The 17,837-nt window shown below is 31.6% G+C and carries 14 protein-coding genes; 7 read left to right on the top strand and 7 right to left on the bottom strand.

What is annotated here, in order from left to right; all coding sequences use genetic code 11:
* The 5 genes from AAEO59_RS13650 to AAEO59_RS13630 all read left to right on the top strand — a co-directional run.
* A partial coding sequence (locus tag AAEO59_RS13650; RefSeq protein ID WP_341701310.1) for an Ig-like domain-containing protein occupies positions 1-1,138 on the top strand: 1,138 nt, incomplete at its 5' end.
* 4 nt (positions 1,139-1,142) lie between these two features.
* A complete protein-coding gene (locus AAEO59_RS13645; protein WP_341701309.1) occupies positions 1,143-1,838 on the top strand; it encodes a glycoside hydrolase family 78 protein in 696 nt (231 codons plus the stop codon).
* A gap of 968 nt (positions 1,839-2,806) precedes the next feature.
* Positions 2,807-6,127 carry a SusC/RagA family TonB-linked outer membrane protein gene (locus AAEO59_RS13640; protein ID WP_341701308.1) on the top strand — a complete coding sequence of 1,107 codons (3,321 nt, stop codon included), beginning with the start codon at positions 2,807-2,809 and terminating at the stop codon, positions 6,125-6,127.
* An 11-nt stretch (positions 6,128-6,138) separates the two neighbouring features.
* The gene (locus AAEO59_RS13635; RefSeq protein WP_341701307.1) at positions 6,139-7,908 is read left to right on the top strand and encodes a RagB/SusD family nutrient uptake outer membrane protein; all 1,770 of its coding nucleotides are present in this window, start codon (positions 6,139-6,141) and stop codon (positions 7,906-7,908) included.
* 11 nt (positions 7,909-7,919) lie between these two features.
* Positions 7,920-9,245: a glycan-binding surface protein gene (locus tag AAEO59_RS13630; RefSeq protein ID WP_341701306.1), complete on the top strand. Its 1,326-nt coding sequence runs from the start codon at positions 7,920-7,922 to the stop codon at positions 9,243-9,245.
* 281 nt (positions 9,246-9,526) lie between these two features.
* Here AAEO59_RS13630 and AAEO59_RS13625 read toward each other — a convergent pair whose 3' ends face one another.
* Both AAEO59_RS13625 and AAEO59_RS13620 read right to left on the bottom strand, forming a co-directional pair.
* Positions 9,527-10,258, bottom strand: a complete 732-nt coding sequence (locus tag AAEO59_RS13625; protein WP_341701305.1) for a LytR/AlgR family response regulator transcription factor — start codon at positions 10,256-10,258, stop codon at positions 9,527-9,529.
* Entirely contained in the window at positions 10,255-11,025 is a 771-nt protein-coding gene (locus AAEO59_RS13620; RefSeq protein WP_341701304.1) for a sensor histidine kinase, read from the bottom strand. Before AAEO59_RS13620 ends, AAEO59_RS13625 begins: the two co-directional genes overlap by 4 nt.
* Positions 11,026-11,551: 526 nt before the next feature.
* Between AAEO59_RS13620 and AAEO59_RS13615 the strand changes: the two genes are divergently transcribed.
* Together AAEO59_RS13615 and AAEO59_RS13610 are read left to right on the top strand one after the other, a co-directional pair.
* The gene (locus AAEO59_RS13615) at positions 11,552-11,986 is read left to right on the top strand and encodes a hypothetical protein (protein ID WP_341701303.1); all 435 of its coding nucleotides are present in this window, start codon (positions 11,552-11,554) and stop codon (positions 11,984-11,986) included.
* Positions 11,987-11,991: 5 nt separating this feature from the next.
* Positions 11,992-13,011, top strand: coding sequence for a hypothetical protein (locus tag AAEO59_RS13610; RefSeq protein WP_341701302.1), 1,020 nt, complete (start codon positions 11,992-11,994; stop codon positions 13,009-13,011).
* A 132-nt stretch (positions 13,012-13,143) separates the two neighbouring features.
* Here AAEO59_RS13610 and AAEO59_RS13605 read toward each other — a convergent pair whose 3' ends face one another.
* The 5 genes from AAEO59_RS13605 to AAEO59_RS13585 all read right to left on the bottom strand — a co-directional run bounded on the left by AAEO59_RS13605 (position 13,144) and on the right by AAEO59_RS13585 (position 17,812).
* The gene (locus AAEO59_RS13605) at positions 13,144-13,881 is read right to left on the bottom strand and encodes an alpha/beta hydrolase (protein ID WP_341701301.1); all 738 of its coding nucleotides are present in this window, start codon (positions 13,879-13,881) and stop codon (positions 13,144-13,146) included.
* The gene (gene ygiD, locus AAEO59_RS13600) at positions 13,881-14,714 is read right to left on the bottom strand and encodes a 4,5-DOPA-extradiol-dioxygenase (protein WP_456237526.1); all 834 of its coding nucleotides are present in this window, start codon (positions 14,712-14,714) and stop codon (positions 13,881-13,883) included. Before ygiD ends, AAEO59_RS13605 begins: the two co-directional genes overlap by 1 nt.
* Before the next feature lie 134 nt (positions 14,715-14,848).
* The gene (locus AAEO59_RS13595; protein WP_341701299.1) at positions 14,849-15,961 is read right to left on the bottom strand and encodes an NAD(P)-dependent alcohol dehydrogenase; all 1,113 of its coding nucleotides are present in this window, start codon (positions 15,959-15,961) and stop codon (positions 14,849-14,851) included.
* A 28-nt stretch (positions 15,962-15,989) separates the two neighbouring features.
* Positions 15,990-17,234: an alpha/beta fold hydrolase gene (locus AAEO59_RS13590; protein ID WP_341701298.1), complete on the bottom strand. Its 1,245-nt coding sequence runs from the start codon at positions 17,232-17,234 to the stop codon at positions 15,990-15,992.
* A gap of 38 nt (positions 17,235-17,272) precedes the next feature.
* Positions 17,273-17,812 (bottom strand): antibiotic biosynthesis monooxygenase, encoded by a 540-nt coding sequence (locus tag AAEO59_RS13585; RefSeq protein WP_341701297.1) that lies wholly within the window; start codon positions 17,810-17,812, stop codon positions 17,273-17,275.
* Positions 17,813-17,837: the final 25 nt, after the last annotated feature.

The following is a 17,837-nucleotide window of genomic DNA, read 5'->3' as shown; positions in this document are numbered from 1 at the left end:
ATTTAATGTTGTTGATGGTGCATTTACGCAAACGTTCCAAATAGGAGGCAGAGAAAATGGAATACAGATAGATAAATTTGTTTTTGGCTCTGGTACAGAAAGCTTTACAGTTAAAGAATTAGAAAATTTTGAGAAAATTCAAAATAATCCACCTGTTGCAGTATTTGATCAAATTTCAGTTTCTGAAGGTGCTACTACAAATACATTAGTTGGAGGAGAAACAAATGTCCTTGCAAATGATACTGATGCTGAAAATAATTCATTAACGGCTGCACTTGTTTCTAATGTAACTAATGGGATATTGACTTTTAATAGTGATGGAACTTTTACCTATGTGCATAATGGTTCAGAAACAACATCGGATAGTTTTACTTATAAAGCTAATGATGGTACTTCTAATAGCAATGTTGTTACGGTGAACATTACAATTGTTCCTTTTAGTTTGGCTAGTAATAATTTTTCAATTGAATCTAAATCAGAAACTTGTGTTAATAAAAACAATGGAGAAATCATTATTAATGCATTAGAAAATTATAATTATGTGGCTAATATAAATGGTGTAAATTATCCTTTAGTTGGTAATAGTTTGACGGTATCTAGTTTAGCTCCAGGAACATATCCGGTATGTATAACTATTACTGGTAAGTCTTTTGAACAATGCTTTTCAGTAAACATTGCTAGTGCAGGAAGTGTAACAGGAAAAACTACAATTTCTTCTGATAAAGTAGCAGTAGAAATTACAGAAGGAACGGCACCATATCAAATATATGTTAATGGTGATAAAAAATTTGAAACTGCAGTTTCAAATTTTACAGTAAGTGTACAACAAGGTGATTTATTAGAAGTGAAAACAGCTAAAGATTGTGAAGGTGTTTATTCTAAAAGTATTATGGGGTTGTCGGAAAATATAGTGGCCTTCCCGAATCCAACGCATGGATTGGTTGAGATTTTTGCACCAACTACTAAAAATGAAGTAAATGTTGAATTATATACTTCAGGTGGGCAATTAGTATCTAAAGCTAATTATATTATAGTTAATCATGTAATACAACTTGATTTAGGGAGATTGACAACAGGAGTGTACTTGGTAAAAGTGTATTTGGATAATTTAGTGAGTGTGAAAATTATAAAATATTAAAAATATGAGAAAGTATATTTATACGATTTTTGTGGGTTTGTTATTAGTTTATTGTGATGGGGGGAATGATGTACTAGCAAGTCCTCCTAAAAATTCAGCACCAACTGTCCCTATATTGACCGTTCCTGCAAATAATAATCAATGTATTAATAATGTAGTTAGTTTTCAATGGAATGCTTCTACTGATGCTCAAAATGATCCAATTACTTATCAGTTGCAAATAGCTACTGATAATCAATTTACACAAGTTGTTCAAACAACTCAAAGTGCATTGCCAATTCAAACAGCTACGTTGAATAAAGCAACTGCTTATTACTGGAGAGTGAGGGCGACAGATAGTAAAAATGCATCAAGCAGTTATTCATCAACTTATAGTTTTTATACTGAAGATTTCGCTCAGACTAATCATATGCCTTTTTTACCTCAACTGTTTACGCCAGTACATAATAGTTTAATTGCCGGTACGACAACTACTTTAAGTTGGTCTGCATCTGATGTTGATACTGGTAATGTTCTTTCTTATGATGTTTATCTAGGAACTGTTAATCCTCCGACGGCAAAAGTTGCAAATGGAATCTCAACGACTTCTTTTAATACTGGTTCTTTGCTATCTGCAACGATTTATTATTGGAAGGTTGTTGTGAAAGATAATATGGGAGGTGAGACAATTGGACAGACTTGGAATTTTAAAACTAACTAATGGATGAAATAATTATATTTTTAATGATAGTATCATGTAAAATTTTAAATATTTTGCAGTATTGTATTATAAAATAATGAAGGATAATAGAGTTTTAATACTGTTATCTTTTTGATTTTATGAATTGTAAATTCAGTAGTTCTTAATAGGTTGATTTTATCTTGAGTATTATTATTCGTAAATATTTAACATAGTCATTGTATATAATTGTGAATATATTTAAGCTTCTCTCTTTTTTTAACAAAAAGTTATTGCAAGCGATAATTAAGTTATGTTAGTTTATTTGTTACTCTATTATAGAATTGATAATTAACTAGCGTTATAAATATTGTATGTGAATTTAATTTCTGTTTTTTTTAAAAATAAAAGCGCAATCGGTTGTGTGTTGTGTAATTTTATTTTACATTTGCTTAGTTCTTAATGTTTTCTTAATATGTTAATTAAGGTAGAGCAGGATTTGTGTTGGAGATTTTTAGTTTTTAAATAAAATTTGGTTAGTGTAGTTTGATTATTAAAAGCCGAGATTGGTTGTTTCGGCTTTTTCAAAAATTACAACTTTAAAGAGGTGTAGTTTTAATACAAAAATTAAATAACTGATTTATTAAGCCAAATGAAAAACACGAAAAAACAGGAAGACTTAGTTTCTTTTAAAAAGAAAAATATTTTCAAAAATGTTTTGAAAAGTTAAGTAAATAACCATTTTAAACACTATAAACTAACAAATAAACAAACCAATAAAGCCTATGAAATAACCAATTTTTTAAAATTTTCACCATTTAGAGTTTTTTGATTTCTATTGGAGTTAATTTTTATAAGTGTTGCCGTAAAATCATCTTACTATTGAAGGAAATTAAATTACTCAAACGCTGTTTGTTTAGTGCTTGAATAAAATATTTATAGTTGGGGGATTATATGGCAAAAAGTAAGTTCTAATTTGTAATAAATTAAAAAATGTCAAAAATATTAATATGAAAAGACAATTAATAAAAATTCCGCGAAAAGTTAAGTTCGTGGTAATGGGAGTTTTGTTTCAGTTTTTGTTTTCTAACACATTGTTGGCTAGTGAAGGAAGTGCATCTTTGCCTTTTTTAACTGTTGAGAAAAATAAAAGCAGTCAGCAAGTTACTGTTTCGGGAACAATTACTTCGGCAGATGATAGGATGCCAATTCCAGGTGTTACTGTAAAGGTTAAGGGAGATTCTAAAATTAGTGCAGTAGCTGATTTTGATGGAAAATATAAAATTAATTTGCCATCTGCAGATGCAGTATTGGTTTTTAGTAGTGTAGGTTTTAAAACTATTGAAAAACAAGTAAATGGACAAGCTGTAGTTAATGTTGTTATGGCTTCAGATCAAACTACTCTTGAAGAAGTTGTGGTTGTTGGATACGGAACAATGAAGAGGTCAGATTTAACAGGGTCTGTAGTTTCTATAGGGGCAAAAAGCATTGAAGAGTCAGTTGCTACAACACTTGATCAGGTATTACAAGGACGTGTTGCAGGTTTGCAAATGACTCAAAATTCGGGTGTGCCTGGAGCAGGTACTTCGGTACAAATTCGTGGGGTAAATTCTTTGAATGGTACTAATGAACCTATTTATGTGATTGATGGTGTTATTATCAGTGGCGAAACAGGTTCAAATACTTCCAATGTTCTTGCTAATATCAATCCAAATGATATAGAAAGTTTAGAAGTTCTTAAAGATGCGTCTGCAACTGCTATCTATGGTGCTCAAGGGGCTAATGGTGTTATTATAATTACCATGAAGAAGGGTAAAGATGGTGCTACAAAGGTGAGTTTTAATTCATATTATGGGTATCAAGAATTGTCCAGAAACATAGATATGATGGACTTAAGACAATATGCAAAGCATTTTAATGCCCGTCAATTGGTTATTGATCCTACCAAGATAAAAGATAAATTTAGCAATCCATCAACTTTAGGTAAAGGAACAAATTGGCAAGATGCTATATTTAGAGGTGCACCAATGAAAAGTTATAATTTATCGGTTCGAGGCGGTAATAAAGTATCAAATTTCACTATGTCTCTTGGACATTTAAATCAGGATGGCGTAACTGTTAGTTCAAAATTTGAAAGAACAACATTAAGGTTAACAAATGAAACTAATTTAGGAGAGTGGTTACGAATTGGAACGACTATTAATGGTAGTTATTCTAAACAAGAATCTGGTATTGCTAGCTGGGATATTATTCCAAATTCATTATACCAATCTCCTGAAGTGATGGTTGTTAATGCTGATGGGAGCTATGGAGGGCCTGATTTAGCTGATAGTGAAATTAGAGATTTTACAAATCCTTATGCAATGGCTCAGATAACAAATCGTGACAATGAAGATATTGATACAAGAGGGTCGTTGTATTTATTGTATAAACCGGCTAAATGGATTAATTTTAGGACTGAGTTTACAGCTGATTTGGGGTTAGATAATTATAAATATTTTCGTCCTCAATATCAATTTGGAGCCTCTTCAAATGCATATGCGCAAACAAGTAGAACTAAAACATTTAATTCATATTGGGGGTGGAAAAACATCTTAAATCTTGAAAAAACTTTCAATAAGAAACATAAAACTTCCCTTATGTTAGGTCATGAAGTTATTTCTTCAAAAGGAAGTGTCTTATCAGCAGAACGTTTGTATGGTTCTAGTGATTTAGATGGAATTGATGCTGGTGATCCTAATTTTGATACTAATTCAGGAACTGATATTAATAACCCTAGAAAATTTCTTTCATTTTTTGGAAGAGGGTTTTATAGTTTTGATAATAAATATCAATTTACCGGTACTCTTCGTTATGATCAATCTTCAAGATTTGCAAGAGGAAAAAGAGGAGGGGTGTTTCCTTCAGCTGCATTTGCATGGCGTGTTTCAGAAGAAAAATTCTTTTCTAAATACAAAGATGTTATAAATAATCTTAAGCTTCGTTTGAGTTATGGAGAAGTAGGTAATGCAAATGTTTCTAGTGCTTATGCTTACCAAAGAATGTTACAGTTTTTACAATCAAATTGGGGGTCTTCACTTGAAACAGCTAATATTGAAAATCCAAATCTTACTTGGGAAACAACCAAATCATGGAATGTTGGACTTGATTTAAACTTATTTAATAATAGAGTTGAATTAATTGCTGAAGCATATATAAAACAAACAGATGATTTGTTATTAAGATTAGAACTTCCGTCCTATTTAGGTGCCACAGGAGAATCATATATTACAGATGGAACTGCTGATTCACCATGGTATAACATTGGATCGATGAAAAACAAAGGTATTGAGTTAACTTTAAATACTGTAAATATTGATAAGCCTAATTTTAGCTGGAAATCCGGCCTTACATTTAGCTTAAACAGAAATGAAGTTTCAAAAATGAATGAGGGTACTTCTTTTATTGATAAAACCTATCAGTTAGGAGGGGTGACTTCAACCGCAACTCGTACATCTGTAGGTAATCCTATAAGTCAATTCTATGGGTATAAAGTTATAGGACGTATTAATTCAGCTTCAGATTTCTTAGTAGACAATGGAGATGGAACGAGTACGGTAAATGTTGCAACTGTATCTTATAAAAAAGGAACAGTAATTAATAACACAGCTACAAACTTACCTTCATCTTCTTATATTGGAGATTTACTGTATAAAGATGTGAATGGTGATGGTATTATTAATGATGCCGATATGACAAATATTGGCAATCCATTACCAAAATTTACTTATGGAATTACAAATTCATTCAAATATAAAAACTTTGATATGTCTGTATTCTTTTATGGTTCGCAAGGTGGAGATGTTATGAACTGGTTAAGAAGACGTATTGATGATCCTAGAAGTACTGGAAATCTAAGCGTAAATACGGCTAATTATGTAAAAATTGGCTACTTAGATGGAAATACAAATAATAATGATATTTGGAATTTATATGTTCTTCCAGGGGCTAGTTCAGATCAAGTTCGTTTAGGTGTTCAAGATCCAAATCACAACTCTGCTGTAAGTACACGTTTTGTTGAAGATGGTTCGTTCTTAAGATTGCAAAATATTTCATTTGGATATTCATTTCCTAAAAAAGTTCTTTCAAAATTCAAAATCGATGCTTTAAGAGTTTATACTAATCTTCAAAATGTTTATACCTTTTCAAAATATAAAGGTTTTGATCCTGAAGTTGGAGCTACACAATCTCAGTATTCATTCTTAGGTCAAAGTATGTTGTTTTATGGTGTTGATGTAGGGCGTATTCCTCCTCCTCGCATTTATACATTCGGAATTGATTTAACATTTTAATTGTAGTTATTATGAAAAAGAAAAAGATATTAAACAAAATAGCTATTCTGTTTGGAGTAGTTCTCTTTACAGGATGTAGTGATTTTCTCGATGTTGAATCTGATACTCAAAAACAAGGTGCAGAATCTATTACTACTTTAGTTGATTTACGAAATACAACTGCCAATCTTTATACAGCTCCTTGGTTCGGGTTTAATCAAAGTAGTTACGAGGTTTGTGATGGACGAGCAAATAATTTATTAGCTGATGCTACTAGTAGTACCTACGCTAACTTTGCAGGATTTTCAGAAACAAGTAGTACAGCAGGATTAAGTAATTTGTGGAGTTCATTATATAACATTTCAGCACAATCGAGTTATGTTATTAATGATTATGCTCCAAATGTAAGATTACATGTAGATAATGAAGCAAAAATTAATGCATGTGAGGCTGAAGCACGTTTTATGCGTGGAACTGCATATTGGTATTTAGCAATGGTTTGGCATGATGTGCCAATTATTGATAGTCCTAATTCATTGGTACTTTCTCCAAAAGTGTATCCAAACAGATTTGAAGATGTAATTCAATTTGCTATCAATGATCTAGAGTATGCTGTACAATGGCTTCCTACTTCAGATGATAAAGGGAGAGTTACTAAATATAGTGCAGAAGGAATGTTAGCTCGTGTTTGTCTTACTGCAGCAAATTATGCAATGGGAAATAATTTTTCACAAGATTATTTAGATAGAAATGCAATTGCGAGTAATACTACTTTGGCTCAATTCTATTTTGATAAAGCAAAAGTATTAACAAATAATATTTTGACTGAAGGTTCCGCTTCATATGGTTTATTAGCTGATTATGAAGATTTATTTAAAGTTCAAAATAATAATAATAAAGAATCTCTTTTTTCAATACAAGTAATACCTACTTCTACAGTATATGGGTTAGGAAATACTCGTCAGCAATCATTAGCAGGAAGTACAACTCTAACAAATGGTTTGAATGCATATGGTGGTAGTATTTTTTGTGGATATGATATTTTACATTTATATGTTTTAGATGGTGCTAAGTCTAGGATGAGAGGAAATATTTTTGTAGCTACTGAAAACTATAATTATTTAGCAACTCATACTGCAGCAAAAAGCTGGACCGTAACAAATGAAAAATGTAATATTAAGAAATTTGTTGTAGGAAGTAAAGAAGATACCGGAGGGATTGCAATTAATAATAATTCTGGTTTGATGACTCCGGTTATGCGTATGGCTGAAGTTTATTTAATGTATACAGAAGCTGTTATGGGAACTAACAGTTCTACATCTGATGCTCTTGCTGTTCAACGTTTTAATGCTGTTAGACAACGTGCATTTTCATTGAACATAGCTAATTATGTTGCAAAAACAAGTGTTACTAGAAACGATTTGTTTAAAGAACGTCGTATGGAGTTTTTTATGGAAGGTCTTTTTTGGCAAGATATTGTACGTAGATCTTTCTATGACATGGATTGGGTTAAAAATTATTTAAATAATAAGCTGAAGGATTCAGATGCATTAACTGAACTTACCAATTATGTTTGGTATCATTATACCTATAATCCTGTAAGATTAGCAGCTACAGGAGGGTTTACAAATTCACCTCGTGCGTCTACAGTTGTAGCTAGAGAAGCAGTTCATGATTTAGGTTCTGCAACTTATGTTCATTCGGTTGATGCAAAAGATAATATCTGGGGATTGCCTTACCCACAAGTTGATGCAAGTAAGAATCCATTGTTGAATCAGGAACCAGTTAAGTTTAATTTTTAAAATTAGTAAAAATGAAAATAATTGACAAAAAGTTGTTTTTTCTGTTGTTAATGTTGTTTCCATTGTTTTTTGCTTCCTGTGAAAAGGATAATGAAAATGAAAGTGTTATAATTAATAGCGTATGGTCAAACACAAATGGTGTTGAAAGTACCCAGATTAATTCTTGTTTTACTACTCAATGGATTCGTTTAGAGGGTAGTGGTTTTGATGGTTTAAAAGAAATATATTGTAATAATGTTAAGGCAACTTTTTCGCCTATTCTTAATACAAGTAAATATATTACTTTTCAGGTACCGTCTGGTGTTCCAATTGAAAGAGAAATTACTGATGAGGCAATAAAAAATACAATTCGTATTGTTACAACTCATGGAGAGTATACTTATAGAGATTTTAAATTTAAAGATAAAAATAAAATGCCTGGTATAAATAGTGTTTCTTATACATTACCAAAACCAGGTGAAAAAATTTATCTTGATGGGCTTTATTTGGATGCTACAACTGAAATCTATTTTCCAGGACCAAGTGGAGAGGTTGCAGCAACTGATTACACTATTGTTAATGATAAAAGAATAGAAGTTACAGTACCTGCTGGAGTTGGTAGTGTAAGTGGAGCAATTAGAATTGTTGCCGATGGTGATATCTATTATTCTCCATCGTATATGTTCTATACTCAAGGTATATTTTTGAAGACTTTTCTAGAAACAGATGTTATGGTGCCTTCTTCAACAGGGGTATATACATACGCTAATGCAAAAGTATATTCTGATCCAGTTCAGATTGCTGCGCTTACTGGGCTTACAAATAATCCTGATAATATTATAGCAATACCTGAGGTAGCTAAAAATATAGCAACTACAACTAGTACTAGTATCAGTTCCAACTTTTTTAAGTTTTATGCATACAAAGGAATTAATAAGATTATAGCCAATTCAAATGGTGCAATAACTACGGCTTCTAAATTAGAAAATTTAGCTATCCAATTTGATTTGTATATGAAAACCCCTTGGAATTCAGGTGTTATAGCATTTAAAATGAATAAAAATAATAGTGGTAAAAATGCTCAATATATTTATAATGTAGCTCCTTGGACAACTACTACTCCTTATACTTTTACAAATGGGTGGAGAACGATTACTATAAAATTTAGTGATTTTCCAAGTTTAGCGTTAGGTACTTTAGGTAGTTATATTACAACAACAACAACTGGCAATTTTGAAGCTATGATTGCATTTGCTAATGTTGATATGAATGCTGATGGTCACACACCTCAGGCATTGACAAACTTCCAAATGTATGTTGCTAATGTTCGTATTGTACCAACTACTACACCAAATTAGTTATTTAAAATTATAATTAAACTTCTCTAAAGGATTAAGTTTTTTTGAAAAATGTTTATTACATTTTGTTTTTTATTTAATCTTTTAGGGTTGTTTTTAATGAGAAATTTTATGTTGAAATTTCATCTTATATTCTTGACTGTGTATTGAACTGTATAGTTATATATTTATTGTAGTAAAATTAAAACCAGTTTGATTAAGACTGTCCATTTGGACAGTCTTTTTTTTACAAATAAGTCAAGGTATAGAAAGTGAAAGTCAACTAAGCCTTTTATATTATTTTAACCTAATTCATCTGGATTCGTAGCTTTATCTATATATACATTAAAAAAGTCTTTTTTATATACATCACCTAAAGGAATTTCATTTTTACCAACATTAATAGTATGGTGGTCAAATGAATTTATACAATTAATATTGACTACGTAAGATTTACTCACTCTTATAAAAATGTGCTCCGGGATTTTCTGGTGAATGGTCTTTAGGTTCATCGCGGTAATCAGTTTCTGGTTACTGGTATATATTACCACGTAGTCTTTCAGTCCTTCAATATATTTGATGTCAGCAAAGTTGATTTTATGAAATCTGCGATCTGACTTGATAATAAAAAAATCCGCCGTATTGCTTTCTATTATATTCTTCCCTGTTTCTTCTGAAAGCAGTTTTCCATACAACTTTGCTTTGTCAATTGCTTTTTCCAGACGAGATTTTTCAATAGGCTTCAGCAGGTAGTCAATAGCGTCCAGCTCATAGCTTTTTAATGCATATTGAGGGTATGCAGTAGTAAAAATGATTAAGGTATTTTTTGGTAATTGTGTGGCAAATTCCAATCCTGATACCATTGGCATTTCAATATCCAAAAAAATTAAATCTGCCTCATTGTTCTCTAGGAACTTAAGAGCACTCGGAGCATTCGCAAACTTACCAAGTATTGTAATGTCCGACACTTCCTTAATTAGTGCCTCCATTTCTATTCGGGCCAATGGCTCATCATCTACTATTATACAGTTCATAAAGGTATCGTTAGTTTAACACTATATTCAGATTTTGTCGATTCTATATCAAGAGTATGATTTTCTCCATACAAAAGTTCAAGACGGCGTTTTATGTTTACAAGCCCTAATCCGCCACTTTTTTTATCTGATAAAAGAGGTTCATAATCCTGGTCTTTTGAGTTTACACATTCAAAATAAAAAATATCACCTTTTACCTCTATATTGATACGAATGTAAGACTCATATCCACTAATATTTACACTATGCTTAACAGCATTTTCTACAAAAATTGTAAATAGGTTTGGGGGTAGAATTACGTTATTTGTTACTTGAGATTTTATATTGCTTGTAATGGCTATCAATAGATTGTCTCTTCTTATTTTTTCCAGTTCGAGAAAGTTCGTTAAAAAATCAATTTCATATTTGAGTAATGCCTTTTCTTCATTGTTTTCATAGAGTTGGTAACGCAGAAACTCAGATAGTTGCATTATAACCGTAGCAGCTTTTTCTTGATCAGTTCGTACAAGAGCTTTAATACCGTTAAGCATATTAAATAAAAAATGAGGGTTAATCTGATTTCTCAATTCATTAAGTTCCATGGTTAAGGTAAGGTTTCTTAATTCAGCTATACTTTCATTATCCCTGATCCATCTCTGAAATAACTTTATCATAGTAGTTACTAATATAAAAGGGGGTAATATTACTATACCTTCAAACGATGCTCTGTAGTTTTCTTTATTATGTTGATTAGCTATAATATTATTGGAATCTAAATATAAATTCAATAGAGTTGACATTATTATAGTACCAAGCATTACAAGAAGAAACAACAATACCAAGTAAAAAATGTATTGACCCTTAAAAAAAAATCTAGGAACTAAGATATACATGTTTATATAGAACATGGTCATCAGAACACTAAATACACATAATAATCTGTAATACATATAAGTACCAGAATACTCAGACAGCCAATCAGAAAAGAAAATAATGATTAAGAGGCTTAACAAAAGTATAGCATGGCGTAACAACCTATAAGTGTAGTCCACTATAAAGCTTATAATCTTAGTATTCTGAACCTCCATTTTGTTGTATCTCATAGTTTTCCAAAAAATTAAAAGTTAAACAAAGATAGGATGAACACCTCAACGATTGAAAGAAATTATACAAAACGCATCTCTATACATACCAAATCTTACCTAAAAGGGCTTTAGTATAAAATGTAATGGGGTTTGTATAAAAATGAAAAAGCTTCTTATTATTATCTTTTAATTTGTCCTTTTAATAATAAACGACTTATAAATTTCAGATATGCTTCAGGAATTAGCTTCACAAATAATGGATGATCCTCGATTTACAGAAGAAGAGCTTGAAGAGAAAATAATTCAGGTTTTTGACCTATGTCATTTCATCAAAACCTACAAGCAGTCTTTAAATATAATTGGTTATTCCCATCCAATTAATCTCATTGAAGAAGATGGCGTAAAAAAAGGCATTTATTTCTGCGACCTACTTTACAATACTAGATATTCATTCGATAGATGGTTTTATCAACAAAGTAACTTGAAGGATATAATAAATTTATTAAACATCAAAGAGTTATGGTTCGTTCTTGTGGTAAAAAGCTTTTTTGACGATGATTTAATAGATAGCCAAGAATTTATAGAAAGAAACAAGATTAACAGTTTATACGATAAAGTTTTTTATTTCAATTTTTCACAATCAACAATTAAAATTTTAAAATAGTCTATATGAAAATGATACAAAAAGTAGTTTTATTACTGGGAGTTTTACTCTTCTCCGTTGAGGGTTTTTCTCAAAAAACAGATACCATTTCAAAAAGCAACAAAGATAGTCTTAATATCCCAAAACGCACCATTGTTTATGCAGCTGACAAACTTGCAATTGTTCGCCCACTCAATATCGAATTTACGCATTCTGCTCCATACAATTTTACCTCAGAACGAGGAAATACCTCCTTGCCAGAAAGTAGGGTTGAAAGCTTCTCACAGGCTAAGATTAGTGCCAATTTCAATTTTATAAAAAGAAAAACATGGTTATTAGGTGCCACTTTAAATTATAGATATACCAGTGTAGAAGCCAATATGGTTGATCCATTTACTGAAAATGCTACAACACTTGATGACGATTTCCATTATTTGTCTTCGTCTTTAAATTTTTCATACTTTTCAACATTGTTTAAAAAGAGGACAATCTACTCTTCGAGTATAATTGTTGATGGTAGTGACCAACATTTTGAAAGAGTCAAAGGCTTGTTAACAGGTGTAATAGTCTTAAAGGCCAATCAAAAAACAAAAATGACTGTTGGATTATTGGTCAATATAGATCCAAGTGCTCAAACACCTGTAGTCCCAATTTTTACCTACGAATTTAAATTCAACAATGGACTGATTGCAGATATTACACTTCCAAAAAGTATTTACCTTAGAAAAAATGTTTTCAATGCTGGAAGAGTATCCTTAGGAACAGAGTTGGACAGAACATCATTCTATCTTTATAATATAGACGGTACGTCGCAAAGATTTGAGTATAGGCAATTAGATATTAATTCGGGCTTAATATATGAACATGCTATTGGTGATTTTGTGTTTACAGGAAAAACAGGGATGAAACTAACTCCTTCTGGAAGGTTATTTAGAAAAGAAGATTCATTTAAAGAAGCAGTTTATGAGATAAACCCAAACACAACATTCTATTTTAATCTAGGTGTATCATTTAACCCTTTTACGGTTTTAGGTAAGAAAAAATAAGATTATTAAATACTTCACATTAGTTACAATTGAATCTTATCTTTTCTTAAATCGACTTAATAATTATTCATTTTATTAAACATCTAATTGAATTTACTTTAAAGTTTAAAATGTTTTTTTAAATATTTATTGTCAGTTTGTCAAGTATTCCTTTTTAAGCCAATTCTTAACATTAGCAAGCATCGATGAATTTATTGTATGATCTTCATTATATTCATTAAATTCTGGAGCAATACCTTTTGTTTTTAAATAATCAAATGCATCATAAGCATATTGTATTTGTAAAACATTGTCTTGAGAACCATGAGCGATAAAAACCTTTAATTTAGATAGCCTTTCGTTAGAAGCAATTAATGGTTTGACCTCTGGCAATAGTCTTCCACTCATAACAGCAATAGCTTTTATTTTTTCTGGCTCAGTAAGTGCAGTGCTATAACTCATAATTCCTCCTTGACTGAATCCCATTAGAAACACATTTTTCTCATCAAATTTTTCTTTTGACTTCAAATCTTGGATAAATTCAAGTATTGAAACTCTGGCATTTTCGGCTTGTTTTTCATTAATTATAGGGCGACCATTTGAAAAGTTAACCGTAAACCAAGCATAACTATTAGAACCAAGTATTAATGGCCCTCGAGCAGATACCACAAGAAATTCGCCGGGCAATTCGTTAGCGAAAGAAAACATATTCTGTTCATTTCCACCTACACCATGAAGTAATAAAAGTAATGGTGGATTTTCTGTTTTTATTTTTGGAGGCCGTACTAAATAATATAATGAAGTTTTTGTGTGTTGAGTTGTCTTCATAAAGCTTGTAATTAATAGAGTTAATGGTATAAATAATAAAAGGAGCCAAATTAAATTTTTCATTAGATTTTTTCAAATTTTATAGAAAGCATGTTGAGCGAACCTGCTATAATGGAATCATTGTAAAAAACTGCTTGTTCATCTTTTTCTTGTAATGCTAAAGAATAAATCATTGGTAGATAATGCTCAGGTGTTGGAACAGCAAGAAGCATTTCTCTACCTTGCTTATCAAAATTAATTAATGAATTATGATCTCCTTTAATTATAAAGTCTTTAATTTTTTCATTTGCAATTGTTGCCCATTCGTAAGCATAACCAGGTGTTGACATTTTATCCCATGCAGCTGTTCCTAAGTTATGTACAGAATTTCCACTTCCAATTATCAGTACGCCTTTTCTTCGCAAGGAAGCAAGTTCTTTAGCTAGCGCATAATGATAGGAAGCGGGTTGTGAATAATCAATACTCATTTGAATTATAGGTATATCTGCTTTTGGATATAAAAATTTAATCACTGACCATGTTCCGTGATCAAGCCCCCAATCATAATCTAATTCTACATTAATTGAGGATATACTCTTTTTAATTTCCTTTGCTAAAATTGGACTACCCGGTGCAGGATACTGAACATCAAATAGTGCTTGTGGAAATCCACCAAAATCATGAATGGTTTTTGGATTTTCCATAGCTGTAACATAAGTACCTTTTGTTTCCCAATGAGCAGAAATACAAAGTATCGCATTGGGTTTGGGTAAAGTTTTGGCAATGGATTCAAAACCTTGAGTAAAAATATTTGTATCAATAGCATTCATAGGATTACCATGGCCTAAAAATAAAACAGGCATTCTTTCAGTTGGCTCAAATTTTTGAGAAATAGCGTATAAAGAATTTAATTTCATTGCTGCTGCTCCTAAAGGTAATAATGCCATAGTTTGTAAAAATTTTTTTCTTTCCATTTTGAGAAAACTAACCCTACACAATTTAAAACAGGCTTTAGAATTGATTTGTAGGGTGTATAATAAAATAATTCAGGTTAATCTTTATATGTTCCGATTAGTAAAACGGATTTAATAGTTTTTCCTTTTTCAGAATCCTCAACAGCTTGATTAATATCTTCAAAAGCGTATTTTTTTATTAGTTTATCAAAAGGGAATTGCCCATTTTGATACATCTTTATAAGCTTTGGAATAAATTCCTCCGAAACACTATCTCCTTGGTTTACAAATTTTATTTTGTATCCCTTAGTAAGAAATATGTTTGTTGCTAGTTCAAGTGGTTTAGTAGCAACTCCAATTATGGCAAGTTCGCCAACTGGAGCCATGCTATTAAGAGTGTTGTTAATTACTTCATTGCGTCCTGTTGTATCAACACCATACTGAACACCATTTGGTAATATTTTGCGAATGCGTTGCGGTACATTTTCGGTAAGTGAATTGATGGAATGGGTAGCACCTAGTTCCTTAGCAAATGCAAGTCGTTCTTCATTAATATCAACAGCGATAATTGTCGTTGCGGAAGATGCTTTTGCAGCCATAACGGCTGATAATCCTACAGCACCAGCTCCACTTATTACTACCGAACTTCCAACTTTTATACGTAATGTATTGATAATCGCTCCAGCACCCGTTTGAATACCGCATCCTAATGGTCCCAAAATTTCTAAAGGCACATCTTTTGGAACCGCAATTACATTATTTTTATGGGCTATTGCATAAGTAGCAAAAGAGGATTGCGAAAAGAAATTATCGTTGATAGCAGTTCCATTATGATCATGATGATGATGATGACCATCTACTGTGGCTCCTGAAAAATTGCGCTGAAAAAACTCATAGCAATAGGCAGGATTTCCAGTACGGCAAATGTCACATTCGCCACAAAATCCATATGTAAGCACAACGTGGTCGCCAACTTTCAAATGATGTACATCTACACCAACCTTTTCTATAATTCCAGAGCCTTCATGCCCCAGAATAACTGGAAAATTTGGGGATCCCATTACAAAATCACGAGCTACCATATCAGTATGACATATACCTGTAGCCACAATTTTTACCAAAACTTCTTCAGCACCTGGTGCTTCAAGATTAACTTTTTCTAGTACAAAATTGCTGCCTTTTTCTTTTACAACAGCGGCTGTTATTTCCATAATAGTGTTTTTAGTTGATTATTATTTTTTAAAATCTGAAATCTGCTACAGTGTGATATTGGATTTTATCTCCATCAAAAACAAACGTATCAGTCCCCATTGGAATATCTGCTATATTTGATTTACTTGCCCATACTATGTAAGCAACATTTCCTTCAATAGTTTTTTGTTTCATAGTAAATGAAGAGCCCGTTGGGATTGCTTCAAAAAAATCTTCAAAAAATTTGCGGATATTTGTCAATCCTTTTATTGCTCCACTAGGTGTCATAATAACGGATTGTTCTGTATAATCTTTTAGAATTTCATCTAAATTATTGTCTCCAAAAGCAATAAGGTGATGCATTAAAATTTGTTCTATTGTATTATTCATTTTATTTAGTTTTTTAGATTGTTGAACATTATTTGCTGGCAATTTGAGAAAAGAACTTGTTACTACCCATACAGCCGGAAAGTTTTCAAGAAACGCTGCATGTGTGGTGTTGGGAATTATTGCAAGTTCAGCATTGGGTATCATTTTAGAGGCGTTTACAACTCGCTGTGTATTTAGAAATTGGTCATGATTACCAGCCATAACTAGAACTGGACACTTGATAGTTGCAAAAAAATCGTTACTAATATGCATCTTAGCCGTAGCATCACTCACTTTGTCAAACATTTCCTGTAGTCGATTTGGTTCGGGCATTAATTTTAACTGCTGTTCCCAATAGGGCTTATCCAATTGCATCATATCGGCTACCTTTAAATTAATTTTATAATCACCAGGATGTGTTTCCGCTGCTCCCATAATAACCATTTGTTTTACTCTTTCTGGAAACATACTTGCTAAGTAATAGCCTGTATAACCTCCATCACTAAAACCAAATACCGTTACGCTGTCTTTAGTTACTTGATTCAAAACGGTAACTACATCTTTCGCTTTTTGTTCATAAGTATGTGGCTTAGTACCTATGCCAGATTTTCCATGACCTCTTGTAGAAATAGCAATAACTTGAAAGTATTTAGAAAAATTATCTATTAATTCTCTCATCTCATAAGTAGAGCCAGCAATACCGCCATGTAAAATTACTAAAGGTTTACCCTTACCATATATTTCATAGTAAATTTTTGCATCGCCCACATTTGCATAATGACCAGTTGAAGGATTATTGCCATAAGGTATAGTCCCAGTTTGTGAAAAAATACTCATGAATGACTTCATGGCATGAGATTCTTTTTGCTGACTATGGGCAGGTAAGATTAATAATGACAGAAGTAATACGAGTATTTTTTTCATTTTTTCAATTTTTAGTTTGTTATTTTTTATGAAATAGTTTACTCATGTAACCACTTCTTGAATAGGTTGTGTATAAAAGGCAAGACCAGAAAAATCATAAATCCTGAAATCATAAGAGCACTGATAATCCCGGCAAAAAAAGATAAAGGAATTAGTTTTGCTATTAGTTTTACTACCATTGGTATAATGATGGTTAATGGATAAACCGCAATAAAAGTGACAGCCCATTGTTTCCATTTTTTTGTTCCTTCAAATATTCTGAACCAGAAAATATTCCAATTATGAATGACTTCTTGTCGGTCTGTAAGCCAAGAAATAGCTGAATCATTAAAAATTTTTTTTCTTTCATCAGAATGGAGCCAAGCAATTATATTTTCTTCGGTATCAAAACGGATTAGAATATGATAGTAATCTTCGTCTTTTAGCTGATTCATTGTTGTGATATCAATAAAACCTTTGAAATCACTAATACGTTCAATTGCTTCTGATTTCCATTTTTCAAAAGCGCTAGTGTGGTCAGCTTTCAATTTAAAACGAACTAATAGCAAACCATCGCTATCTTTTTGGTGTATATTCATTAATAGTATTGAATTAGTGAATTGT

The sequence above is a fragment of the Flavobacterium flavipallidum genome (assembly GCF_038289905.1).
GTDB classification, from domain to species: domain Bacteria; phylum Bacteroidota; class Bacteroidia; order Flavobacteriales; family Flavobacteriaceae; genus Flavobacterium; species Flavobacterium flavipallidum.
This window is presented reverse-complemented; position numbering and strand designations above follow the sequence as displayed.